This window comes from Providencia sp. CIM-Carb-044 (assembly GCF_033901115.1).
Lineage (GTDB): Bacteria > Pseudomonadota > Gammaproteobacteria > Enterobacterales > Enterobacteriaceae > Providencia > Providencia hangzhouensis.
Genome location: NZ_JAXADV010000001.1, coordinates 85,111 through 111,133 on the forward strand (window position 1 = coordinate 85,111; position 26,023 = coordinate 111,133).

General features: G+C 39.4%; 21 protein-coding genes. 11 read left to right on the forward strand and 10 right to left on the reverse strand.

Annotation, left to right across the window (positions count from 1 at the left end; genetic code table 11):
• Window positions 1-125: 125 nt before the first annotated feature.
• The 3 genes from SJ312_RS00390 to metG form a co-directional block, all read right to left on the reverse strand.
• On the reverse strand, window positions 126-821 hold the full coding sequence (locus SJ312_RS00390; RefSeq protein WP_319866676.1) for a CidB/LrgB family autolysis modulator: 696 nt from the start codon (window positions 819-821) through the stop codon (window positions 126-128).
• Window positions 821-1,288: a CidA/LrgA family protein gene (locus SJ312_RS00395; protein WP_096864138.1), complete on the reverse strand. Its 468-nt coding sequence runs from the start codon at window positions 1,286-1,288 to the stop codon at window positions 821-823. The genes SJ312_RS00390 and SJ312_RS00395 overlap by 1 nt, the downstream gene beginning before the upstream one ends.
• 143 nt (window positions 1,289-1,431) lie before the next feature.
• Complete coding sequence (metG, locus tag SJ312_RS00400; RefSeq protein ID WP_094960636.1) at window positions 1,432-3,459, reverse strand: methionine--tRNA ligase; 2,028 nt, start codon at window positions 3,457-3,459, stop codon at window positions 1,432-1,434.
• A 259-nt stretch (window positions 3,460-3,718) separates the two neighbouring features.
• Between metG and apbC the strand changes: the two genes are divergently transcribed.
• From apbC to asmA, 6 genes are all read left to right on the forward strand, one after another.
• Window positions 3,719-4,831 (forward strand): iron-sulfur cluster carrier protein ApbC, encoded by a 1,113-nt coding sequence (gene apbC / locus SJ312_RS00405; protein ID WP_004256506.1) that lies wholly within the window; start codon window positions 3,719-3,721, stop codon window positions 4,829-4,831.
• A 206-nt stretch (window positions 4,832-5,037) separates the two neighbouring features.
• A complete protein-coding gene (locus tag SJ312_RS00410) occupies window positions 5,038-5,598 on the forward strand; it encodes a LemA family protein (protein ID WP_272574700.1) in 561 nt (186 codons plus the stop codon).
• A gap of 86 nt (window positions 5,599-5,684) precedes the next feature.
• Window positions 5,685-6,641, forward strand: a complete 957-nt coding sequence (gene htpX / locus SJ312_RS00415) for a zinc metalloprotease HtpX (RefSeq protein WP_319866677.1) — start codon at window positions 5,685-5,687, stop codon at window positions 6,639-6,641.
• A 178-nt stretch (window positions 6,642-6,819) separates the two neighbouring features.
• Complete coding sequence (udk, locus tag SJ312_RS00420; RefSeq protein WP_004256495.1) at window positions 6,820-7,464, forward strand: uridine kinase; 645 nt, start codon at window positions 6,820-6,822, stop codon at window positions 7,462-7,464.
• 38 nt (window positions 7,465-7,502) lie between these two features.
• Window positions 7,503-8,084 carry a dCTP deaminase gene (gene dcd / locus SJ312_RS00425; protein ID WP_004909269.1) on the forward strand — a complete coding sequence of 194 codons (582 nt, stop codon included), beginning with the start codon at window positions 7,503-7,505 and terminating at the stop codon, window positions 8,082-8,084.
• A gap of 127 nt (window positions 8,085-8,211) precedes the next feature.
• Window positions 8,212-10,050 (forward strand): outer membrane assembly protein AsmA, encoded by a 1,839-nt coding sequence (asmA, locus tag SJ312_RS00430; RefSeq protein WP_319866678.1) that lies wholly within the window; start codon window positions 8,212-8,214, stop codon window positions 10,048-10,050.
• Between the two features lie 91 nt (window positions 10,051-10,141).
• Here the strand turns inward: asmA and SJ312_RS00435 are convergent, their stop codons facing one another.
• Together SJ312_RS00435 and SJ312_RS00440 are read right to left on the reverse strand one after the other, a co-directional pair.
• Complete coding sequence (locus tag SJ312_RS00435; RefSeq protein WP_165879257.1) at window positions 10,142-10,822, reverse strand: hypothetical protein; 681 nt, start codon at window positions 10,820-10,822, stop codon at window positions 10,142-10,144.
• 182 nt (window positions 10,823-11,004) lie between these two features.
• Window positions 11,005-12,588, reverse strand: coding sequence for a TerC family protein (locus SJ312_RS00440; RefSeq protein WP_004256484.1), 1,584 nt, complete (start codon window positions 12,586-12,588; stop codon window positions 11,005-11,007).
• Between the two features lie 242 nt (window positions 12,589-12,830).
• Here SJ312_RS00440 and gndA point away from each other — a divergent pair, with 242 nt between their 5' ends.
• The gene (gndA, locus tag SJ312_RS00445; RefSeq protein ID WP_004256481.1) at window positions 12,831-14,237 is read left to right on the forward strand and encodes an NADP-dependent phosphogluconate dehydrogenase; all 1,407 of its coding nucleotides are present in this window, start codon (window positions 12,831-12,833) and stop codon (window positions 14,235-14,237) included.
• 190 nt (window positions 14,238-14,427) lie between these two features.
• Window positions 14,428-15,609 (forward strand): multidrug effflux MFS transporter, encoded by a 1,182-nt coding sequence (locus SJ312_RS00450; RefSeq protein WP_319866680.1) that lies wholly within the window; start codon window positions 14,428-14,430, stop codon window positions 15,607-15,609.
• Between the two features lie 88 nt (window positions 15,610-15,697).
• On the opposite strand, the gene SJ312_RS00455 is transcribed toward SJ312_RS00450, so the two are convergent.
• Window positions 15,698-18,850: a M66 family metalloprotease gene (locus tag SJ312_RS00455; RefSeq protein ID WP_319866681.1), complete on the reverse strand. Its 3,153-nt coding sequence runs from the start codon at window positions 18,848-18,850 to the stop codon at window positions 15,698-15,700.
• A 301-nt stretch (window positions 18,851-19,151) separates the two neighbouring features.
• Between SJ312_RS00455 and SJ312_RS00460 the strand changes: the two genes are divergently transcribed.
• Window positions 19,152-19,793, forward strand: a complete 642-nt coding sequence (locus SJ312_RS00460) for a CatB-related O-acetyltransferase (protein WP_110591381.1) — start codon at window positions 19,152-19,154, stop codon at window positions 19,791-19,793.
• Window positions 19,794-19,842: 49 nt separating this feature from the next.
• On the opposite strand, the gene SJ312_RS00465 is transcribed toward SJ312_RS00460, so the two are convergent.
• Window positions 19,843-20,319 carry a YbaK/prolyl-tRNA synthetase associated domain-containing protein gene (locus SJ312_RS00465; protein ID WP_110592564.1) on the reverse strand — a complete coding sequence of 159 codons (477 nt, stop codon included), beginning with the start codon at window positions 20,317-20,319 and terminating at the stop codon, window positions 19,843-19,845.
• Window positions 20,320-20,668: 349 nt separating this feature from the next.
• Between SJ312_RS00465 and SJ312_RS00470 the strand changes: the two genes are divergently transcribed.
• On the forward strand, window positions 20,669-22,846 hold the full coding sequence (locus tag SJ312_RS00470; RefSeq protein ID WP_413776457.1) for a TonB-dependent receptor: 2,178 nt from the start codon (window positions 20,669-20,671) through the stop codon (window positions 22,844-22,846).
• Between the two features lie 67 nt (window positions 22,847-22,913).
• Window positions 22,914-23,888 carry an ABC transporter substrate-binding protein gene (locus tag SJ312_RS00475; protein WP_413776467.1) on the forward strand — a complete coding sequence of 325 codons (975 nt, stop codon included), beginning with the start codon at window positions 22,914-22,916 and terminating at the stop codon, window positions 23,886-23,888.
• A gap of 34 nt (window positions 23,889-23,922) precedes the next feature.
• Here SJ312_RS00475 and hisIE read toward each other — a convergent pair whose 3' ends face one another.
• From hisIE to hisA, 3 genes are read right to left on the reverse strand one after another with little or no spacing between them, the layout of a single operon-like run.
• Complete coding sequence (hisIE, locus tag SJ312_RS00480) at window positions 23,923-24,534, reverse strand: bifunctional phosphoribosyl-AMP cyclohydrolase/phosphoribosyl-ATP diphosphatase HisIE (protein ID WP_004256466.1); 612 nt, start codon at window positions 24,532-24,534, stop codon at window positions 23,923-23,925.
• Complete coding sequence (gene hisF, locus SJ312_RS00485) at window positions 24,528-25,304, reverse strand: imidazole glycerol phosphate synthase subunit HisF (RefSeq protein ID WP_094960647.1); 777 nt, start codon at window positions 25,302-25,304, stop codon at window positions 24,528-24,530. The genes hisIE and hisF overlap by 7 nt, the downstream gene beginning before the upstream one ends.
• The gene (hisA, locus tag SJ312_RS00490; RefSeq protein ID WP_319866683.1) at window positions 25,286-26,023 is read right to left on the reverse strand and encodes a 1-(5-phosphoribosyl)-5-[(5-phosphoribosylamino)methylideneamino]imidazole-4-carboxamide isomerase; all 738 of its coding nucleotides are present in this window, start codon (window positions 26,021-26,023) and stop codon (window positions 25,286-25,288) included. Before hisA ends, hisF begins: the two co-directional genes overlap by 19 nt.

Here is a 26,023-nt window from a genome sequence, read left to right on the forward strand (position 1 = left end):
TGTAATACATGAAACATATTCTTTTGTTGTGAGATATATCTCATATTTTATCAGTGTGCGTATGAGCAAGAGGCTAATGGACTCCTCTTACTCATATGCTTTGTTTTTGGCTCAGTGAATTAAGCTTAGCTAAAAAGATGTAAAATGACAGGGAATATAAATGGGGCAATAAGTGAGGTGATAACCCCACAGGTCATTAATGCAAGGGAACTATAAGCACCTTCAATGTAATTCACTTCGGCACAGCGGGCAGTGCCTAGGGCGTGGGAAGCGGTTCCCATCGCGAGCCCTCTTGAAGCGTGGGTTCGTACACGCAGTACATCAGATAAGCTATGGCCAAACATGGCGCCTAAGATCCCAACAAACAACACGCAAGCGGCACTAATCGCAGGGATCCCACCAACAGAATCAGCGACAGCCATCGCAATAGGAGTAGTTACTGATTTAGGTAAAATAGAACCCGCGATATCTGGGGTTGCCCCCAACCATAGTGCGATGGCAGCACCGCTGAACATGGCCACTAAACTACCTGCAAAACAAATGCTTAATAAAGATTTCCACTGGGCACGAATTTGGTGCATTTGTTCGTAAAGTGGAAAAGCGAGCGCAACGACTGCGGGTTGTAGTAAATCATTGAGTATTTTGCTACCTGCAAAATAGTGCTCATAAGAGGTATTCGTGATTACTAGTAGTGCAATCAATACCGCAATAGTAATTAATAGTGGGTTTAAAATCGGTAACTTAAATGTGGTCGACAACTTACGCGCTAAATAAAACACCACAATGGTCAGCGGTAATGACCACCAAATATGTTCTAACATTATTCATTCCCCTTAGTTTTATCATTATTAATGACCGAAGAAATTGGGTCTTCGGGGGGTAAAGGAACGTCATCAGGTTGAGCCCCAACGACAGGGCGTTCCTTATGAATATAGTTGGAACTGATGGCGACAACCACCATAACGATTAAGGTACTAACTACACAGGAAACGATGATAGGAATCATTTGTTGGCTGAGTAATTCATAGTAATTCATTATGCCAACACCAATAGGAACAAACAGGATGGTCATATTTTTCAACAAAATGCTGCAACCGGGTTGTGCCCACTTCGCGGGGATAATTTGTAACGCAAGCAATATGAATAAAATTAACATGCCGACAATGCTGCCAGGGATGGAGAATGGAAGTAGTGTTGAGATAAGGTTTCCAATAATCAGGCAAAGGTAGAGTATTGCGAAAGCTCGCAAATATTGCCATCCCGTTATCAGTACCTGTTTAAATGACATGAGACTGGTCCTGTAATGTAATATCTATTCATCATACAATTAACTTTATTATTGTGCTACCGATCACAATAAAAAGCCAATAAAAAAGTGGGAAGTATTTAGCTTCCCACTTTTGATGAATAACAGACTAGAGCAAGTATGGGTTATTTAACTTGCATACCGGGTTGTGCACCACTGTCTGGGCTGAGTAAGAAGATATCTTTACCGCCAGGACCTGCTGCCATTACCATGCCTTCAGAAACACCGAAACGCATTTTACGTGGCGCGAGGTTGGCAACCATCACCGTTAAACGGCCTTCTAAAGCTTTAGGGTCTGGATAAGCGGAGCGAATACCAGAAAATACTTGGCGCGTTTCACCACCGATATCCAATTGCAATTTCAGTAGCTTGTCTGAGCCTTCAACAAAATCAGCTTGCTTGATTAATGCAATTCGCAGGTCAATTTTCGCAAAATCATCAAAAGTGATGGTTTCTTGAATTGGGTCATCGGCAAGTGGCCCCGTAAGTTGCTGTACGGGTTTGATGCTCTCTTTTGAGGCTTCAACCATCGCATCCACTTTTGCCATTTCAATGCGGTTAAACAACGCTTTAAATGGCGCAACGCTGTGGTTCAGTAATGGGGCGTTAATCGCATCCCATGATAATTCACTATTTAAGAAAGCTTCAGCACGCTTAGTAAGACCCGGCAAAACAGGTTTCAGGTACGTCATCAGAACGCGGAATAAGTTGATGCCCATCGAGCAAATATCTTGCAGTTCTTGATCTTTACCTTCTTGTTTGGCGACAACCCAAGGTGCTTTTTCATCAACATAGCGGTTTGCGATATCGGCTAATGCCATGATTTCACGGATCGCTTTGTTATATTCACGGTTGTTATAATCCTCACCGATAACTTTAGCTGCATCGATAAATTGTTGGTATAACTCTGGCTCAGCAAGGTTTGCTGATAATTTGCCATCAAAGCGTTTAGCAATAAAGCCCGCATTACGTGATGCCAAGTTAACCACTTTATTGACGATGTCGCTGTTGACGCGCTGGACGAAATCTTCCAAATTAAAATCGATGTCATCAATACGCGAAGACAGTTTTGCTGCATAGTAATAGCGCAAGCAGTCAGCATCTAAATGATCTAAATACGAACGCGCAGTAATAAATGTTCCGCGCGATTTAGACATTTTTGCCCCGTTAACCGTGACATAGCCATGAACAAACAGGTTTGTTGGTTTACGATACTGGCTACCTTCTAACATAGCAGGCCAAAACAGGCTGTGGAAATAGACGATATCTTTACCAATGAAGTGGTAAAGATCGGTTTTCGAATTTTTATTCCAAAACTCATCAAAATCAAGATCGCCGCGTTTGTCACACAGGTTTTTAAAGGAGCCCATGTAACCGATAGGCGCATCTAACCAAACATAGAAATATTTACCCGGCGCATCAGGAATTTCAAAACCGAAATAAGGCGCATCACGGGTAATATCCCATTGTTGTAGGCCTGATTCGAACCACTCTTGCATTTTGTTGGCGACTTGTTCTTGTAATGCGCCTGAGCGAGTCCACGCTTGAAGCATGTCGCTAAATGCAGGAAGATCAAAGAAAAAGTGTTCTGAATCACGCATTACAGGTGTAGCGCCAGAAATCACTGAACGTGGGTTAATCAGTTCTGTTGGGCTATAGGTTGCGCTACAGACTTCACAGTTATCACCATATTGGTCTTCGGCTTTACATTTTGGACAAGTGCCTTTAACGAAGCGATCCGGTAAGAACATGCCTTTTTCTGGGTCGAAAAGCTGTGAAATAGTACGGTTCTTAATAAAACCGTTATTTTTTAGTTTCCCGTAAATCAGCTCTGATAAAACTTTGTTTTCTTCACTGTGTGTGGAGTGGTAGTTATCATAACTAATGGCGAAACCAGCAAAATCGTTCTGATGCTCTTGGTTCACTGCCGCAATCATCTCTTCTGGCGTTACGCCAAGTTGTTGAGCTTTAAGCATGATTGGAGTTCCGTGCGCGTCATCGGCACAGATAAAGTGAACCTCTTTGCCGCGCATTCGCTGATAACGGACCCAAATATCAGCCTGAATGTGTTCCAGGATATGACCAAGATGGATTGAACCGTTAGCATAGGGTAACGCACAGGTTACCAGTAATTTATTCGCGACTTGAGACATAGTAACTTTCTTACTTCCATTATTTGAAAAGGGTCTTTGATGTTAACCGATCAAAACCATCGCTGCTAGGGGTATAAAATATTAATTGGAAATTTGTTTGAAAAAGAATTTTTACCTCTTCGTGGCTTTTCCTATCTCGATATAATAACTTTCTTCCTGTTCTCTGTTATGATTAATCTCAGTCAAAGTATATCCGCCCAATTTTCTGTAACTTATTCTAGGATATACATAGTTCAAAAATATAAATAAAGGAGCCGGGATGAACGATAAATCCCCCGAGCAGAACAAACCAGAACTGCTGACTGAACAAGTCTCCAAAGTTTTGGCTTCATTTACACACCCAACACTGCAACGTAATTTGATTTCTATCAAAGCGTTACATCATTGTGCAATGTTGGACAATGTGCTGCATGTCGAATTAGTTATGCCATTCGTTTGGAAAGGGCCGTTTCAAACTTTAATTAGCGAAAAAACTGCTGAATTAAAGCAACAAACAGGGGCTCATGCTGTTGAATGGAAACTGCGCCATGACATCACCACATTAAAACGTGCAAATGATTTGCCGGGTATTAATGGTGTTCGTAATATCTTAGCCGTCAGTTCGGGTAAAGGTGGTGTTGGTAAATCCAGTACTTCTGTGAACTTAGCGCTCGCACTGGCGCAAGAAGGGGCGAAAGTGGGGATCCTTGATGCGGATATTTACGGCCCATCAATTCCAAATATGTTAGGCACAACTTTAGAGCGCCCAACCTCCCCAGATGGTCAGCACATGGCGCCAATTATGGCGTATGGCTTGGCGACAAACTCAATCGGTTACTTAGTGACTGATGATAACGCGATGGTCTGGCGTGGCCCAATGGCAAGCAAAGCGTTGATGCAAATGTTGCAAGATACGTTATGGCCTGATTTGGATTACTTAGTTATCGATATGCCACCGGGAACAGGTGATATCCAGCTAACACTTTCTCAAAATATCCCAGTAACCGGTGCTGTTGTGGTGACGACTCCACAAGATATCGCCTTGGTCGATGCCATGAAAGGTATTGTGATGTTTAAGAAAGTCAATGTCCCAGTGCTGGGTGTTGTTGAAAATATGAGCGCACATATTTGCAGTAATTGTGGCCATGTTGAGCCAATTTTCGGTACCGGTGGTGCTGAGAAATTAGCCGAAAAATACCATACTAAATTATTGGGGCAGGTTCCTCTGCATATTTCTTTACGTGAAGACCTTGACCGTGGCCAGCCTACTGTTATGCGTGATCCTGAAGGTGAATTTGCAGATATCTACCGTGAAATTGCTTCGGGTATTTCAGCTTTGATGTATTGGGAAGGGGATAAAATCCCAACAGAGATTTCTTTCCGCGCCGTTTAATCGGTTATAGAGAAAAAAGGCTATTTAGTTTATCACTAGATAGCCTTATTTATTGTTGATACTTTTCTTTACTAAACGTGTTTTTTTAACCTTCTATTTTTCTGAATTGTTCGCGGAACATTTCTTTATTGAGTCATGTTCGCGTAGAATAGCCACATCTTTTATTTAATCAGTTTTCTTTCTACGGGCAACCCGAAAAGGTGACTATGAAATTTTTAATTTTTATTGTTGTCGTGGTGCTGATCGTTATTTATTTTTATAACCGTATCGTCGCATTGCGAGAAGCTGTTATTTCGAGTGAAACAGAAATTTCAGTTCAATTAGATCGTCGTGGAAAAGTATTTGATAGCTTATTGGCAACAGTTAAAAAATATTTAAGCCATGAAAGCGAAGTGTTCAGTAAAATTACTGAACTACGGACGCAAGCACAAACGGCGACAGGGGATAAAGCCCGTGAAGCTGAAGATGCGTTATCAAAAATGGTATCAAGTGGGGCAATTAATGTCGCGGTTGAAGCTTATCCTGAGCTAAAATCCGATGCAATTATGGCAAATTTACAAGAAGAAATCGTTTCTTCAGAAAATAAATTGTCATTTGCTAAACGTGGTTATAACCGTTCATTAGAAACTTATAATGCGTATATCGCTTCTATGCCTGCGGCACTCATTGTTGGCATTATTCCTAGCTTAAAAATTTCAAAGGAATATTGGCGTCTTGATGAAGAAACCATTAAGACTGAGGAATCACGTCGAATTAATTTTGATTAAAAGCCTTTAAACCTTTGAAGTGATAAATCATCGGGATGCCTTATGGTGTTCCGATATTTTATGAGTAGTAGATAACAGGTTACATTATGGATTTTAGAAACGTCATTCGTAAAAATAATATTCGCACACGTTTGGTGGTGATGAGCTATATTTTTTTAATGCTAATCATTGGATTACTGGCGGATATTGCAACACATCCAAATGAACAATTGGATTTGGTCGACAATGCGATGATGTTTGTGACACTTCATGAATTACCTATCGCCACTTTCATTGTTTTAGGTTTAACCTTCCTTGGGCTAATTTATATTCATTTTAGAGGCCATAAAATGATGTTAGCTGGGATGAATGCCAGAGAAATCACCCAAGAAAATGCGAATATCCCCCAAGAAAAGCAACTTTTTAATATTATTGAAGAATTAAGTTTAAGTGCCAGCTTAGGCTATATTCCTCGCTTATATATTTTAGAAACGGACGAGCCTAATGCTTTCGCAGCAGGGTGGAATAATCGTAATGCACTTGTGGGGGTGACAAGAGGCTTATTACAGACACTTAATCGGCAAGAGGTTCAAGCCGTTCTTGCTCATGAAGTTGGGCACATTATTCACGGTGATTCAAAATTAACTCTGTACGTGGGGATTTTGGCGAATGTGATTTTAACCGTGACCAATTTATTTAGTCAGATTTTTATTCGAACAGCAGGGCGCAGTCGCAATAATGCGGCGAACAAAGCGCAAATGATCCTATTAGTTCTGAATTTTGTTTTACCGTGGATAACACAAATTCTCTATTTTTATTTATCGCGTACCCGTGAATATATGGCGGATGCCGCAGCGGTTGATCTGACTTCTGATAACCAAGCGATGATCAGCGCATTGAAAAAAATATCAGGGAAGCATGAAACCCATGATTATGATGAAACGAGTACAGGCCAAGCTTACCGTAAGGCCGCTTATATTTTTAATAAGGGCGATTCTGTGTTTTCAACTCACCCTACGATTGAAAATCGCATTGCGGTATTAGAAGGAAAAAAACAGTTTTAGTGTATAAATGACATTTTGTACGCTTTGATTTACGGCATTTCCTATCTAATGGGTGTTTTTTTAGCGAACTTTGTTGAGGTATGCTGGAACAACACGCCATTACCCCCTATAATTCCGCCAACATAACATTTTGTTGTTGTGTATTTTCATTTCTAATATTTAACCAGGTTATCATTTTATGACTGACATAGCGCATCACTGTACCATTGTAGGTATATCGGGAGCCTCTGCATCTGGCAAAAGCTTAATTGCCAGCACGTTATACCGTGAATTAAGGGAACAGGTTGGTGATCATAATATCGGTGTTATTCCAGAAGATTGTTATTACAAGGACCAAGCCGATGTCCCAATGGAAGAGCGTCTTAAAGTAAATTATGACCATCCTAACTCGATGGACCACAGCTTGCTTTATGAACATCTCAAATCACTGAAAAGTGGTCAAGCAGTAGAAATTCCGCAATACGACTATGTCGCTCATACCCGTAAACAGAAAACCATCACGTTTAAACCTAAAAAAGTTATTATCATTGAAGGTATTTTATTATTAACAGATAAGCGCTTACGTGGTGAAATGGATTTTTCTATTTTTGTCGATACGCCACTTGATATTTGCTTGATGCGCCGTATTAAACGTGATGTAAATGAAAGGGGCAGAACGCTCGACTCCGTTATTGACCAATATAATAAAACGGTTCGCCCAATGTTTTTGCAATTTATTGAGCCATCAAAGCAATATGCCGATATTATAGTACCTCGCGGGGGGAAAAACCGTGTTGCGATTGATATCTTGAAAGCGAAAATTGGCGAATTCTGTCAAGATTAAACCGCGCAGAAATTAAAATAATGAAGGGGGAAACAACCATGCGTCTTTGTGACCGCGATATTATTCAATGGATGGATGATGGTAAATTAGTTATTAGCCCACGCCCACCAGTTGAACGAATCAATGGTGCAACTGCAGATGTTCGTTTAGGAAATCAATTCCGTGTTTTTCGAGGACACACGGCTGCATTTATTGACCTTAGTGGCCCTAAAGATGAGGTTAATGCCGCATTAGATCGCGTCATGAGTGATGAAATTGTGCTTGATGAAGATGAGCCCTTTTTCCTACATCCAGGTGAATTAGCACTTGCAGTGACGCTTGAGTCTGTTACGCTCCCTGATAACCTTGTCGGTTGGCTAGACGGGCGCTCTTCATTAGCGAGGTTAGGTTTGATGGTGCACGTAACAGCACATCGAATTGACCCCGGTTGGCATGGGCAAATCGTGCTAGAATTCTACAATTCAGGTAAATTACCGTTAGCGTTGCGTCCTGGCATGGTGATTGGCGCATTAAGTTTTGAGCCGTTATCTGGTAGTGCTGATCGCCCTTATAATAGCCGACAAGACGCTAAATATAAAAACCAACAAGGTGCTGTTGGTAGCCGTATCAGCGAAGACTGATAACCGGTGAACTTTGCGGAAATTGCGGCGTTTAATGGAGATTAAACAGGTAATTTCCGCCCATTTTCAGGGATAGGTGTGAGTTCATTTTTGTGGTGAGCGCAAGCGGAATTTAAGAGAGGGAAGAATGAAACGTTTTTTGACGACACTGATTATTTTACTCGTGGTAATTGTTGCAGGGTTAACCACACTTGTAATGTTGGTGAACCCGAATGATTTTCGTCATTATATTGTTGAACAGGTAGAGAAAAAAAGCGGTTATCAACTTGAATTCAACGGTGATATGCGTTGGCATGTATGGCCAACTTTAAGCATTATTACTGGCCCTGTTTCCCTTACTGCACCGAATGCCGCTAAACCCATACTAAGTGCAGATAATATGCGCTTAGATGTTGAATTATGGCCACTTATTTCCCATAAGCTTTCTGTTGAGCAAATTGTGATTGATGGTGCTGTTATCCGCAAAACACCGGATAGCGAAATCCAAACTCACCGTAATGCTCCTGTCGCGCCAGGTGGTGTGCCTACATCCTCCCCTTTACCAGAGAAAAATAGCTGGTTATTAGATATAGAAAAAATTAATATTTCCAATAGCTTAGTGATTTGGCAAACATCTAAAGATGTGTTTAACCTACGTAACATTGATTTATCACTGAAGAAAAGTGATAAAAAACAGGTCGCCGTTAAATTCAGTGGAAATCTAAATAAAAACCAACAAGAGTTTGTATTTAATTTACGTGCAGATATCGATTTATCGGATGTAAATCAAAAGATTAGTGGGCAATTAACGCAATTTGATTATAAATTGAGTGGTGTTGATTTGCCTGAAAGTGGAATTGAAGGGCAAATAACAAGTGATTTTCTATACACCAAAGGGAAAGTAGAAAGTGCCAGTTTAAGCCATTTGGTGATAACGGCTAATGAAAGTGCCCTGTCAGGCGATGCCAGTATACAATTAGCCGATACCCCCAAAATAATGGTCAATTTAGTGGCCGAAAAATTAGATTTAGATAACTTACTGGGGACTATGCCTAGCAGTACCCATATCGAATCAGAGGTGAATAATAACCGTGTTGGTGTTAAACCGGTTATTTCTGGTGCAAATCCTCAACAATATGATTTATCTGGCTTGCAGGCATTTTCCGCCAATATCAATTTAGCCATTAACCAGTTAATCTATCGTGGAATGATGGTTAGTGACGTAGTTTTTGAGGCACAAAACCAAACACCTCGTTTGACGGTTTCAAAATTACAGGGTAAGGCATTTGGTGGTGCCTTCTCATTACCAGTGACATTTAATTACAGTTCAACGCCTGCATACGTTTCCGCAAGGCCGGATTTTAAAAATATCGACCTAACACCACTATTAAAAGCCTTCAATATGCCACAAAAATTAAGTGGGGTAATTTCGTTAAATGCTACATTATCGGGTGTAGGTTATGATGACCATGCAGTAAAAAATCAATGGCAGGGGCCTGTTAATTTTGAGTTAAGAAATGCAAAATTGCAGGGGTTGAATATTCCTTTATTAATTCAGCAATCCGTTTCCAGAGTAACCAATAAAATTAATGCACCAGTGAATACGGGTAACGTCACTGAGGTTGATTCCTTCACTGTAGCAGGGAAATTAAATAAAGGTAATTTGAACATTTCCTCTATGAATGCAATGTCATCCTTAGTGAATATTAGTGGGCAAGGCCGTATAAATATCCCTAATGAAACCATTGATGTCAATTTAGGGGTTAATATTGCTAACGGCTGGGGCGGTGATTCACGTTTAGTCCAGCAATTGCAAGCAATGACTATTCCACTGCGTATTTATGGTAGTTGGAATAATTTAAAATACCAATTAGATGTGGAAAAACTACTGCGTAATGAGTTACGAACTCAAGCCAAAGAAGCCCTTGGTAATTTTTTAAAGAAAGAAGAAAATAAAGGGCTTAATGATTTATTGAATGCCCTTTAAGACAACAAAATACCCTTAAATGAGTGTTTGAGGTTGCTGACAAAGCGGGATAAAAGCGTAGTTTTTCCCGCTTTGTGTTATCAGCCGAAAATCAATAGTAGCCATTTCCTGTTTTATAGTCTTCTTTTCTGTTCTGTGTATCTGCATAGGTTCTTGAAGTTTTATCAATCGAGAATTCTCCAGATAAAAAGCTATTTTTAGCATTACCTTGTTGAAATATTGCTATTGTATTATTTATTTTACCTTCTAATTCATTAAGTACATTTTCTTTTTTACTATTGTGCTGATAAGTTGAACGTTCTAATTCATTCCTATAGTCTTGAACATTCCCTTTTAATTCTGATAGTTTGTTATTCAATTTAGTCATTGTATTTTCAGATAAGATGATCTTAGATCCTCGTCCATCTGAGGTGCCAATACTTTTTATTTTTTTTGCGATGTTTGATAAATTTTTAGATGTATCACTTCTCAAGTTTTTTATATTTTCAGTGGTGACAGTTTTTTTAGATGTGATTGGTAATCCTGTGCTAGTTGAAATATCAAAAGATCGAGTTTTTGCTATTTCACTAGGAGCTTCTTTACTAGAAAACTCTTTCATTTGGCTGACGTCTGAAAAACAGACTTTCTTTTTAGAGGCTACAGGGCATTGTTCCGCACTATTTTGAATACGGCTTGCTGTAACTGCAATTTTCCCTGATGATTTATTGGTACTTTTATTAATATTTGACGCTTGTAATGTATTTACATTTAGAGACTGACTATTTGCTCGCATAGCATGACCTTTATAAAGTTTGGGTGTATTTAATGCTATGAATTATTCAGTGTTTCAATGTTTATTTCTTTTAAAAAACGATGTGGTTTTTTTATTTACTTTATTAAATTGTTATTTTTCACTAAAAATGAGGCAAAAAAATACCGACACAGAGGTCGGCATTTTTGTATTAGCGCTAAAGGTTAGTCATCTTCAAACTCATAACCATCCCCTTCAGGGGCAGGTGGCGTGATTAACACTTTATTGACTCGGTGGCTATTGACTTCCAGTGGTTGGAAAATACAACCATTGATAGTGACTTGCTCTCCCACTTCAGGAACACGTTGTAAGTGTTCCATTAAAAGACCCGCAATCGTTTCATACTCACGTTTATCGTCTAATTCCATAGGGATAAACATGATCAGGTCTTCAAGTGGCATAAAGCCGTTGGCAATCCAAGTACCATCATCCAGTTTTTGAATGTCGTGGCGTGAGTCATTTTCTTCATCACCAACCGGCAAGTTACCTGCGATCGTTTCCATCACGTCAGTCAATGTTACGATACCTTCGATAGAACCAAACTCATCGACAACAAAGGCAAAGTGAGTATGCGCTTTACGGAATTGCTCAAGTGCCTTTAATAGCGATAACCCTTCAGGGAATATCAATGGCTGGGTAATCAGTGCTCGTAAGTTTAATGGCTGGCCTTTTAATTGCTGTTTAACCAAATCCATTACATGTACCACCCCAACAGGTTCATCACTGATCGTTTCATCAATGACAACTAAACGTGAGTGTGGGTTTTTCTCCATTAATTGCAGTAAATCTGAAGATGATTTATTAATGTCGAGATAATCCACATCATGGCGTGAAGTCATAATGCTTTCTACGTTACGTTGTGCCATACCGAGCACTCGAGCAATCATTAAACGCTCTTGTGGGTCAAAAACCGATTGATTATCAGCGATAAGATCAGAAGTATGTGGGTCTAATTCCCCACGCTCATTATTACCGCTAAGAATGCGTAATACCGCCTCTGCTGTACGTTCACGTAGTGGACGTGAGCCTTTAAGGAATTTACGTCGGTTAAATTGGGCAAATTGGTTTAGGACTTCAATCATGATAGAGAAGCCAATTGCAGCGTATAAGTAACCTTTCGGTATGGCATAGCCAAACCCTTCGGCAACTAAGCTGAAACCAATCATCAGTAAGAAGCTTAAACACAGTATGACAATGGTTGGGTGCTGGTTAACAAAGCTAGTTAACGGTTTACTTGCCCAAATCATTAATACCATAGCAATGGTTACAGCGGCAATCATTACGCCGATATGGTCAACCATGCCGACAGCGGTGATCACGGAGTCCAGTGAGAATACGGCATCAAGAACAATAATTTGTGCAACAACAGCCCAGAAATTCGATGTCTTTCTTTGAGTATTGGTGTGTTCGTCTTTCCCCTCCAGCCGCTCGTTTAGTTCCATTGTGGCTTTAAACAAGAGGAATAGACCACCCACCAACATGATTAAATCTCGAGCACTAAAAGGATGCTCAAAGAGAGTTAATATTGGTTTCGTGAGGGTAATGAGCCATGACAAGCTAAATAGAAGCACAACACGCATAATCAGGGCTAATAAAAGTCCAGTTACACGGGCTCTATCACGCAGCTTTGGCGGGAGCTTATCTGCCAGAATGGCGATGAAGACGAGGTTATCAATACCAAGAACGATTTCTAGAACGATAAGGGTAGCGAGGCCCGCCCAAATCGAAGGATCTGCGATCCATTCCATACAGTTTGTTTTACCTTCTGATATGACGGCTTATACCGACGAATGAATAATGCGGTTTGTTGAACGAAATATCAATAAAAAATCACGTTAGTTGGACATTTCTTGACAAAAATGGCCTTGTATACGTCATCGATTGCATCAATAACTACCATGCTGCCCAATCCTAGGTTAATATGTGATCCCGTTAACAGAATGTCAGCACGGTCGAGGCTGACTTGGTCCTAATCAGACAGGAGTTGTTCATGTCAAAGCAGCAGATTGGTGTTGTCGGAATGGCAGTCATGGGGCGTAACCTTGCGCTCAATATTGAAAGCCGCGGTTACTCAGTGTCTATCTTTAACCGTTCTAAAGATAAAACAGACGAAGTGATTGCCGAAAATCCAGGGAAAAAATTAGTTCCCAACTATACAATTGAAGAGTTTGTTGACTCTCTGGAAAAACCTCGCCGCATCTTGTTGATGGTTAAAGCGGGTGAAGCGACGGACAAAACCATTGCCTCGCTGACTCCTCATCTGGACAAAGGGGATATCTTAATTGACGGCGGTAATACCTTATTCACTGATACTATCCGTCGTAATCGTGAATTATCCGAGCAAGGTTTTAATTTCATCGGTACTGGTGTTTCAGGTGGTGAAGAAGGCGCACTGAAAGGCCCTTCAATTATGCCGGGCGGGCAAAAAGAAGCTTATGAATTAGTTGCGCCAATCTTAAAAGAAATCGCAGCACAGGCTGAAGGCGAACCTTGTGTGACCTATATTGGTGCAGATGGTGCGGGCCACTATGTGAAAATGGTTCACAACGGTATTGAATACGGTGATATGCAATTAATCGCAGAAGCCTATTCATTATTAAAAGGTTCTTTGAACCTGAGCAACGAAGAGTTAGCAGGTATCTTTGCTGAGTGGAACAAAGGTGAGCTGAGCAGCTATTTAATTGAAATTACAGCTGATATTTTCAAGAAAAAAGATGAAGATGGTAAATATCTCGTTGATGTGATCCTCGATGAAGCGGCTAATAAAGGTACAGGTAAATGGACTAGCCAGAGTGCGCTGGATTTAGGTATCCCTCTGACTTTAATTACTGAATCTGTATTTGCGCGTTATATTTCTTTCTTAAAAGACCAGCGCGTTGCGGCATCTAAAGTATTAACCGGTCCAACCCTAAAAGCTGTTGAAGGTGATAAAAAAGACTTTATTGAAAAAGTTCGCCGTGCACTGTATTTAGGTAAAATTGTGTCTTATGCGCAAGGCTTCCAACAACTGAAAGCAGCATCAGAAGAATATAATTGGGATTTAAACTATGGTGAAATCGCAAAAATCTTCCGTGCAGGTTGTATCATTCGTGCGCAGTTCCTGCAAAAAATTACTGATGCGTATAACCAAGATGCGAAAATTGCAAACTTACTGCTAGCGCCATATTTCAAGCAAATTGCTGACGAATATCAGCAAGCACTGCGTGATGTTGTCTGCTATGGCGTACAAAATGGTATCCCAACACCGACATTCTCAGCGGCTATCTCTTATTATGATAGCTACCGTTCAGCGGTGTTGCCTGCAAACTTAATCCAAGCCCAGCGTGACTACTTCGGTGCTCACACTTATAAACGTACGGATAAAGACGGTGTTTTCCACACTGAGTGGATGGAATAAAATTCGTTATCATTAATTTTTGATAACACAAAAGGCGCTAGGTTTAGCGCCTTTTTTGACTTTGAAGAGCCATAAAATATTTAATTTATCATTATAAGTAAATCATTAATTCGACGGTGGCTTTAGCTTTTCTATAATTTATTGCATCTAATATTTTAAAAATTAATTTTATCGAGTCTGGGCATGGTTTATGCGTAATTTTCTTATCTTATTACTTTTATTGGTATTACTTGGTCCACTAGGGATTGATTTATATTTACCTACAATACCTGATATTGCGAAGGATTTAGGTAGCAGTGAGTCGGTGATTCAATCTACAATTGCCTTGTTTATTTTAGTTTTAGGCTTAGGGCAGTTAATTTCAGGCCCATTAGTGGATAGGTATGGCCGAAAACCTATCGCGATTTTGGGCATAGTGCTGTACATCATTGGGGCAGGTGTTGCTATTGCAGCAACAACACCCGTGGTATTTATTGCCTCGCGTTTATTGCAAGGGGTTGCAGTCTGTTGTACTTCGGTAGTGGCATTTAGTTGTGTGCGTGACCGTATGAATGGCACGGAAGCGGCCCGCGCTTTTGGCTTCTTAAATGGGACATTGAATATTGTTCCTGCGTTAGCGCCATTACTTGGAGGCTTGCTGGCTGAGGCATGGGGCTGGCGGGCACCGTTTTGGTTTCTTGCTTTGTATGCATTGGTCATATTAGTGCTAATTGTGGTTTTTTTACCCGAAACACTCCCCGCTAATTTACCTAAAGTAAAAGTTATTCCGCTGAAAACTTATTGGCGAATTTTGGGGAATCCTCAATTTATTATTTTTGCCTTAGTAAACGCAGGCACGATGGGTATGGCATTAACATATGTGTCACTTGCACCAACTGTGCTGATGGGGGATGCCCAATTAAGCCCGCTCGCGTTTTCTATAGTATTTGGTGTTAATGGTTTTTGGATCATGTTTGCCAGTTATATCGCTAATTATTTTATTCATAAAATAGGGCGGCCAACCTGTTTATTGGTTGGTAGTTCAATGATGGCAGTTGGCTGTTTAGGATTATTGCTAGGTTTTGTCGTATTACCGATAGAAATACAAAGCCATTGGTTAGTCTATATGTTGCCTGTCGCTTGTGCTTGTACAGGGCTGGCCTTTATGATGGGAACGGCAACCAGTTACGCTTTAGAACCTTTTGGTAATGAAGCAGGCACCGCATCTGCCTTAGTGGGGTTTGTTCAAATGGCAGGGGGAGCAACTCTCGGACTTTGTGCAATCGGTTTGCCTATCGCACCAAAAATGTCATTAGCATTAGTTATGCTAGTTGGCTGTTTGTTTGGATTGCTTGCAAGAAAAAAGAGCTTATCTCTTGTTAAATCAATATAGAGTAGACCGTTTGAAAATTTTATTTTTCGTTATGTCGTATATAGTTATCACTAATTAATTTAGGTAATTAGTGATAACTTAGATAAAATTATGTAATATCACCATTAATCGTTGTTAGGAGTCTATTCTTCTTTATTTCAATTTCTCTAGAATGGACAATTTTATTATTAATATAAAGATTAGCTTTTATGGGGTTTAAACTTCGCTCAATATTAACATGAAATTTATTCATCATCTCTTCATTTGAACGGAAGTTATGAAGTTGGTACTGGCTTATTGTCCCATCTTCAAAAATAACCTCTAAATATGGCATTTGAGTGTCTATATTTTTATCATGGCTATAAACCATGCCATAAGAACCATATAAAGAAGGGTAGATATAGCTATCAATTACATCTTTAGGGTCATAGAACCCCATTAAGGTCACAACAGGTACTCCTTGTTTATAGGGAACTTTATAGAGGATTGTTTCATTGTTATCTTTTCGATTCCAAGTGTAGCCATCTGAAATATAACAAATTGAATCATTTTTTTTAATTAATTCAATCTTGTTGTTAACATGAAGCTCACTATTGTAATCCGCGACTGATTCTATTCTTAAAATAGCACCCTTATTACTTTCATTTGCTAATGGAATGTTGATTTTTATGGCATGATAACCATTTCCATTATGAATAATAACGTTTTTGTTTTTTTTCAATAGTGAATTTAAATCGTTAGCTGTAATATCTGAACCATTTATTGCAGTAAACTCGATGGCGTTATATTGTGATAGTTCTAAATATGCATCTACCATCTCTTTTATTTCTGGATCCCATTTTTTATATCCTGTTTTTGATTCTTCACTAAATACATGCTGATTTTCAAATCTATTTTGAATTTCAATAAAAGAATTAGGTGTATAAGCGGTGTAAACGTTGTAACGCGCATCATAAGCTTCACCTCCATTCATTCCATCATGATTTAATGTACCATTTTTATACATATTTGGAATAAAATAGTTATTATCTGAATCCCACAGCCAGGTTGAATTTTTTTTATTTGCAGCTGCATGGGAGCCGCCTTCAACTCCCCCGTGATGATCACCTAAACCAAAATTGTGACCGAATTCATGGCTGATCTCATTATTATCTGTACTATATAATGTAGCTTTACCTCTACCACCAGACCAGCCGTGAACGACTCTACCATTTTTATACATTCCGACAGAGTTATAGGCAGTTATTTGGGGAGTTAGAACAAAGGAATCAGTGTCCGGAGCAGAACTATTTACACCATAATTTGCAGTGTTAACACCATCAGCATAAAAAGATTTAGTGATCAACTCTCTCATGCTGCCACTATGGCCTCCTCCCTCATCCAGTGCATTTTCTGTAAAAACTTGGCCATCAGGCATGACTACTTTTAACAAATGGATGGGTTCGTAGCGAGAAACAATTAGTTTACTGACTGGAACCGTTTGATAATATTGGCGATTTAGTTCGAATTTATTTAGGAAAAGATGTTCATTTCTTGGTGGTGTAAGTAACCCGATATCAAAAGTATTAATGAGTAATTCATTTGGGGCACCTACATCAATGTTAGATAATGTACTTTTCTGACCTTGATAATTAAATTCAAGTTTTATTTCTGGATGGATATATTCTTTTGGGATTTTAGTAGACCATGTTTTATCTATGTATTCCAAGTTGCTAATGAAATTTTCTTTGTTATTCTGATTAATAGGGATCCATTTTTTATCTAAATCATAGACAAAAAGGACGTTTTCACCTGTTTGTAACTTTATAGTGTTTTTTCCATAATGAATGTAACTGTTATACGATGCATTAGAGCTAAACAGTATTTTCTTATTATGGAATGCATCATTTTTATTTAATGTGAAGTCACGACTCCAATTACCATCACTAGTCAATATTTTTATTGAGTCATTATTCTTTATTAGATTATTTAAATAATTTCTTTTTTTCGAAGCCTCAATGATTAATTCATTTTCATCTAAAGTTATATCAAATTTATTAGGGTATGAGTTGTTGATTTTTGATGTGTGACTAGAATAAATAGGGATGTTTTTCCATTTGCCATTTGAATTACAATGGAATAATAATACACTGTCTTTTTTTAGCTCGAAAACTTTATTTGTAGTGTGGATGAATGTTGACTCTTTAGCTTCTGATGTGAAAATAATTTTCTTAGATGCGAAATTTTTATTCTGTTTTAGTGTGAATTTTTTGATTCTATCATAATCCATTTTCATTATTTTTATGGTGGAGTTTTGTTCTAGAATTTCCTCAAAAAAATCTGCATCTACTTTTTCCCCATCGATATCTGGTAGGTTGCCAATTTCAATATCAATAATTGGAAGAGTGTTTGAGTTTACTTTTTTAGGGGGAGTGTAATATTTTATTTCTTTAATATCATGTTTTGTTAGCCAATATCCATTTTCATCACATATAAAACGAGTGGATGATTTTGAAGGTAATATAGAAGTGTTATTGCCATAATTAACTTCAATATCGTTATTGTCAGTGTTGTGTAATGTTATAGTTTTACCTTTATATTTGATGCTGTTATTTAGAATGAAAGGTGTTTTTATATTGTTATGATTAAGTTTTAAATTTATTTTGTTATTATCTAAAATTGTTTCGTGTAAGTAATTTTGATTTTTGGATATTTCAATTAATTCACTATTAGATCTCATGACAAGGTCGAAATTTACCGGTGATTTGAAATCACGAGGTAATAAATTAGTTTCTCTTATACTATTATTTGCAATTTTTGGTAGTTTAGATGGGGGAGATAGTGGTTTTTGCATGATTAAATTATGATTTTTATCATAAATATTTAATTGAATTGGATTTTCTTCTGGAATATGAGTATGCGGTTTAAACATAATTAAAGTCTTACGTTCCTTAACTAGTTTTGGCTTACTATCTCCATCTATATGGAGTTTAGATGGAATAATATTAGCTTGGGCGAAAAATACATTTCCTTTTAATTCACCATCTACATCACTAGAGTGCTGGTTGTTATTAAAGTAATGATTGGTTTTCCCATTTTCAAAAAATGAGAGATTACCGAAGGATTTGTTTATTTCTGTTATTAAATGCCAATAATCTAGAATGGAGTTAGACTTATTTATAGTATCTATATAATAATCATTGTTTCCTATTGATAAAATATGGCTTTTTAAACTGTTAATCAATAATGATGGTGAAGTCGTACTTAAGTTTTTATTTGGCATAAAATATTATCTTATCTATTTGTTGTTTCGTAGAAGCTGGTCAAATTTTTAGTTGATGGTAAGATAAAATATCTTTAAAAAAAAGATGAATTGTTTAATAGTTACTCCTAAATGATACTCTAAGTATTGGAAAGCTCACCATGAGTGAGGAAATTAATATTATTTGAACTAGTGAGGTTAAAATGAATAACTCATTACTAAAAAAGCCAATGATTACTTAGTGTGATGTATTTTGAACGCGGATACATCACCATAGAATGCGTTCTATGGTAAATATAAACGAATTAAAAGGTTTAGTACCATGAATCAAAAGCATTGGTCAAAATACGAGCTCCTTCATGAGGTTGTACAAAATCCCAATATCCATATTAAAGGTAAGCATAGTTATTATAGCGACTGCTGGGATAACGGGTTTGAGCGGTCAGTTGTGCGTTATCTACAAGGTGATGAACAAAGCCGAGATTGGCAGCTAGCATGGAATGTTGACCAACTTTATATCGGTGATTATGTCTGTATTGGTAGCGAAGCTGTGATATTAATGGGAGGGAATCATACTCACCGAATGGATTGGTTTTGCTTATATCCTTTTCTTGAATTTATTGAAGAAGCTTATGTAGGAAAAGGCGACACAGTGATTGGCGACGGAGCCTGGGTTGGCATGCGAGCCTTTATCATGCCCGGAGTTAAAATAGGTGAAGGAGCTGTAATTGCTGCTAATAGTGTAGTGGTCAAAGATGTCGAGCCTTACTCCATTGTGGGAGGGAACCCTGCAAAGCCGATTAACTACCGCTTCTCACACGATGTAATTACTGAACTATTAGCATTGAAAATCTATGATTGGTCGGAGGATAAATTTACCGCATTAAAGCGGTTTATTTGTGGATCAGATTTTGTGGCATTAAAAAATGCCAGTCAGGAATATGATCAGCGATTGATTGGTTAATTTTACTTATTGATGGGTATTCTGTGGAATACCCTTTTTTAATACAAAACTATTTTTCTTCTGTGCGAATAAACTCAACTAAAGTCGGTGCGGCTATTCTTTGATAATCTTCTGTATTTAAAATAATAGAGCGCTCTAATGTACCGGCATTAAAAGCTAGTTCCTCAAAACGTTCAAATAATAGTGGGTCAGCAATTAACTTTAAGTTAGGGTGAAAACTAAAAGGCGGAATAGCCCCGAACACACATTGAGTGAGCTCATCGACTTCCTTTGGGCTTGCTAAAGATGCGCGGGTTCCACCAATGGCTGTGGCAACCTTATTTAAATCAGCCTGTTTATCAGCAGGTAAAATTGCCAGTACGTGTTGGCGGATCCCATTTCCTTTTACATGGCATACTAGTCCTTTTGCCCCTTGCCCAAGCTGCGTGCCACGTATTTTTGCCACTTCTTCTGATTTCCCTGCTGTGGGGTGCTCCATCACACGATATTTTGCATTATTTTTATCAAGTAACTGTGTGAGTTGCATAAAAATAGAATTTTCAGACACTGTTTTTTCCCTTTAAAACCACATCAATAATAAGAAATGATAACAAGTTAATTAAGAGATACAACCGTGAAATATAGCGAGCCAAAAACATAAATTTGGGAAATATTATAAATTGCATATCAGATGCGGTTTTTAACTATATTGTTAATCTATTCTTGGGTTTTATTGTCATATCTTCTGGTGGATTAATTATTCAAAATAAAATCAATGAGTTATTTTTTCTTTTTTTTATTATGGTTGAGAATACATCTTATTAAGAATTGAGTTTGATCATTTACGCTGCATTGTATTATCGGTAATATAAAATTTTATATAACGAAAAGATAATATGACTCGTAAATTTAATTTATATCTCATTATGCCGCTTATTGCAGGGATCGCACCGTCTATTGTTGCAGCACAAGTTTCTGAGCAACTGGCTAAACCTAAGCAAGATAGAATGTTAGTCACCGCAGCGCCAAGTGATGTAACCATGGAAGCACAGGCTGGTGCTGGCTTTTTCACATCGCAAATTGATATTGGCCCATTAGGCAACCGTGAGTGGATTGATACGCCGTATTCTACAACCACGATTAGCCGCGAAATGATTAATAATCAACAAGCTAAAAGTTTGAGTGAGTTATTGAAATATGCGCCAAGTACACAAATGCAAGCCCGTGGAGGGATGGATGTAGGGCGTCCACAAAGCCGAGGCATGCAAGGTGGCGTGGTGACGAATAGCCGGATTGATGATCTGTATATGGTGTCAACAACGGCATTTCCCGTGGAAATGTTGGATAGAGTGGACATTATTAATAGCTTGACGGGAGCATTGTATGGCCCTGCAAGTCCCGCAGGGCAGTTTAATTTCACCACAAAACGCCCTGAGGATATTCAGCGTTTTTCTTTAGGTTACCAAAGCCGTAATGCCTATAGTGGCCATGCTGATTTAGGCGGTTATTTTGATGCTGATAAACGTTTTGGATATCGCCTTAATTTGTTGGATGAAGAGGGAACAGGCAGCCTTAAAGAGAGCACATTACGCCGTAAGTTAGCCTCTGTGGCGCTTGATTGGAATATTCAACCGGGTACACAGCTTCAGTTTAATGCCAGCCACTATAATTTTGTGCAAAAAGGTTATGTGGGGAGTTTTAGTTATGGCTCTGCTATCAAATTACCAAAATCACCTAATCCACAAGATAAAAATTTAGCATTGCATACCGCAGGAAATGATTTAACCACTGATACCGTTAGTACTCGATTAATTCATGATTTTAATGAGGATTGGGTACTAAAAGCGGCAATTGGTTATCAGCAAGCGGATAGGGCGATGCGTACGGTGACGAGTGCCATTCAAGATAACAATGGAACCATTAGCCGCTCATTAAGTGATTCCCCCGCATCGGGACGTTTTCGTGTGTTGAGTAATTCAGTGGTAATTAATGGTCATGTAGACACGGGCTCTATTGGTCATGATTTATCATTAGCGACGAATGGCTATGTTTGGTCGATTTATAGTGCAAAAGACAAGAGCGTGAGACGTGATTTGGGGCAAACCAATATGCACCGCCCGTCGCCAATGGAAGAGCCATCGGATGGCAAAATTCATACGGGAGGTTCACGTTATAAATCAGCTGAAAATAGCCAACAAAGTATCACTGTCGGTGACACAATCACGTTTGATTCACAATGGTCAGCCATGTTTTATCTCAGCCAAAGTTGGATTGAAAGCCGTAGCTTTGATAAACAAAACCACAAAACCAGCCAGACCAATGACCATGGCCTCAGCCCTCAAGCAGCATTGATGTATAAAATTACCCCTCAGGTGATGACTTATATTAGCTATGCTGATTCGTTAGAAGAGGGGGATACCGCGCCGATGAATCAAAACCTGAAAAATGAAGGGCAGACTTTAGACCCTTATCGTAGCAAACAATATGAATTGGGTATTAAAGCCGATGTAGCAGATTTAAACCTTAGTGCTGCGGTATTCCATTTGGAGCGGCCATTTGCCTACGCGGGGGATGACAACGTGTTCCGCAAACAAGGTGAACAAGTAAACCGAGGGCTAGAGCTCACGGCAACCGGCCATGTTTGGCAAGGGCTAAATGTCTATAGCGGCGTGACTTTCTTAGATCCAAAACTCAAAGATACCAAGTTCACGACAACGCGTGATAAACGTGTTGTTGGTGTGCCGAAAGTTCAAGCGAATATGTTAGTGGAATACAGTTTACCGACAATGCCAGAACTGGTGTACAGCGCTAATGTGCACTATACAGGAAAACGAGCTGCTAATGACACCAATACTAGTTGGGCAGGTAGCTACACAACATTGGATTTAGGAACTCGTTATAGTACAAAAATCAATCAAGTTCCAACGACGGTCAGATTATCCGTCAATAACGTAACGGATGAGCGCTATTGGGCTTCCATTTTTCCATCAGGTATCAATGGAGAAGGGAAAGGGGGAAGTGCTTTTTTAGGTTCAGGCCGTGAAGTTCGCGCAACGGTTACGTTTGATTTCTAATTATAACAGTCTAGGAGTATGCCGTTTTACGTTAAGGTGAAACGGTGTGAAAAATATGAGAAAAACCATTTTTCTGCAATCGGTCATTTTACTGTTTGGACTACTAATGAGTAGCGCAATACAGGCGAAGACAGATAACCCCGAATTGCGTATTGCAACACCGTGGCCAGCACAAAATACTATTATTATGATGCTAGGTTACGGTGAGCAAATTGTCGGCACATCGATGATCGCGAAAAAAATTCCATTATTTCGCCAAATGTTACCCAATATTGATGATGTTCCAGTGATCAGTATTAGCAATCAATTAAACCCAGAACAAATCATTTCATTACGTACGGAGTTACTGTTCATTGCTAAAGGAATGGAAGTCCCACAACGTGATTTATTAGAAAATATAGGGGTGAAAGTGGTTGAATACCCAGCGAATTCATTAAAATCGTTACAAGAAAGGGTTCAAGCCACAGCAAAAGAGCTGGGCCCTGATGCGCAAAGTAAAGCTATTGAATATCAACGCTATTTTGACCGTAATATCGTATTAGTTAATGAACGACTAAAAGGGCTCACTGATGCAGAAAAACGGACGGTATACCACAGTATGGGGAACGTGTTATTTACGTCTGGCCGCCCATCATTAAATCAAGATTGGATGGATTTAGCAGGGGCAAAAAATGTGGCTGAGACTTGGTTTTCGGATAAAAAAAATAATTCAGGTGAGGTCTTGTTGGAAAGCATTATTACTGCGAACCCTGATGTGATTGTTGCGATGAATAAAGAAGATGCCAATATCATACTCACATCTCCTCAATGGAAAGCAATTAGCGCGGTAAAAAACCAGCAGGTATATGTGAACCCAAAGGGAATGTTTTGGTGGTGCCGAGAAACGTCAGAGGAGGCATTGCAGTTTCTGTGGCTAGCACAAACACTGTACCCAGAGCGCTTTGTGGATATCGATATGAAACAAGAAACGGCTGATTTCTATCTGAAATTCTTTGGTATTTCATTGAGCGATGCGCAAATCGATAATATTTTGCACCCATAAAATAAAACTGCCAGCGAGGCTGGCAGCCTGTTATTTATTGATGGCGCTCTTTTAAACGTTTGATTATCGTGCTTAAATCTAGCTCTTGGTCTTGTAGTAAGACTAATAAGTGGTACATCAAATCCGCGGCTTCGTTAGTCAATTCAGCGCGGTCATTAACGGTTGCCGCCAGAGCGGTTTCAACACCTTCTTCACCCACTTTTTGAGCAATACGTTTAGTACCGCTAGCATATAAACGCGCGGTATAGGAGCTTTCAGGAGAAGCGGTTTTTCGCTCTTTGAGTAATGTTTCTAACTCAAATAAAAAGCCCCAGTCACTTTGTGCGGGCGCGAAGCAGCTTTGTGTACCGTTATGGCAAGTTGGGCCATCCGGCAGTGCGAGAGCCAGTAGCGTATCACTGTCACAATCAGGGTAGATATCCACCAAATTTAGAAAATGATTGGAGGTTTCGCCTTTCGTCCACAAACGTTGTTTTGTACGAGAAAAAAAAGTGACTTTACGGCTGTCTAAGGTGACTTGCAATGCTTCTGGGTTCATATACCCAAGCATTAGCACGTCACCTGAAACGGCGTGTTGTACGATAACAGGCATCAGGTTATCGACTTTTTGCCATGCAAGTTGGCTGCATTGTTCTGTGGTTAACATACTCTAATTTGAACTCCGTTTTCGGCTAGGTATTGTTTTAAGTCACCGATATTAATAATTTGTTTATGAAATACAGAAGCGGCTAAAGCACCGTCAACACCTGCGTCAGTGAAGGCATCAAGAAAATGCACTTTTTCACCTGCGCCGCCAGAGGCAATCAAGGGCACTTGGCAGACTTCACGGACTTTTTTGAGTTGTTGTAGATCATACCCTTGGCGTACACCATCTTGGTTCATCATATTTAACACAATTTCACCCGCGCCACGTTGTTGTACTTCTTTTACCCAATCAAGGGTTTTCCACGTGGTTTGTGTGGTACGTTTTTCATCGCCAGTAAATTGGTAAACGAGATATTCACCTGAGCTTTCATCGAACCAAGTGTCAATACCGACAACGATACATTGTACGCCAAAGCGTTCAGCTAACCGGCTGATTAATGTAGGGTCGGATAATGCCGGGGAGTTGATGGAAATTTTATCTGCGCCAAAAGACAGAATTTGCGCGGCATCGTCAACGCTTTTAATCCCACCTGCAACACAAAAAGGAATATCAATCACTTCGGCGACTTTGGCAACCCAGCTTTTGTCTACCACTCGGCCATCAGAAGAGGCGGTAATATCATAAAACACCAGCTCGTCTGCGCCTTCTTGGGCGTAGCGTTGTGCTAATGGAACAATATCACCGATGATTTCGTGATTACGAAATTGGACACCTTTAACCACTTGCCCATCACGGACGTCTAAGCAAGGAATTATGCGTTTTGCCAACATTTGATTGCCTCCGTAACGGTGAATTTACCTTCTAATAGTGCACGACCAACAATCACGCCAGCTGCACCAGATGGCGAAATAGCCGCGATATCATCTAGATCGCCAATTCCCCCTGATGCCTGAAAGGCAATATCAGGGAATTTTTGGCTAATTTCTTGGTATAAATTCACATTAGAACCCGCCAATGTTCCATCTTTGGAAATATCAGTACAAAGGACGTGTTTTAAGCCATAAGGGCGATATATTTCAATGGCTTGCTCTAAGGTTAAATTTGAATTCTCCTGCCAGCCGCTAATGGCAATTTCTTTTACGCCTTTGTCATTAATTCGTACATCTAACGCAAGTACAATGGCTTCCCCACCATAGGTTTCAAACCATGTTTTGACTAGCTCCGGTTTGGTCACTGCCGTTGAGCCGATGACGACACGGGTCGCTCCGGCTTCCAGTAAGGCTTTAACATCTTCTTCGGTACGAATACCACCACCAACTTGTACGGGAACACTCACGCCAGCTAATAATTTTTTGAGCAGTGGAATTTGGCGTTTTTGCGGGTCTTTCGCACCCGTTAAATCCACGAGGTGCAATAGTTTTGCCCCTTCTTTTTCATATTGCTGCAAACGTGGGAGTGGGTCATTGCCATAATCAGTTTGTTTGGCGTAATCCCCTTGATGCAATCGCACCACAGTGCCATCGATTAAATCTAATGCGGGAATGATCAT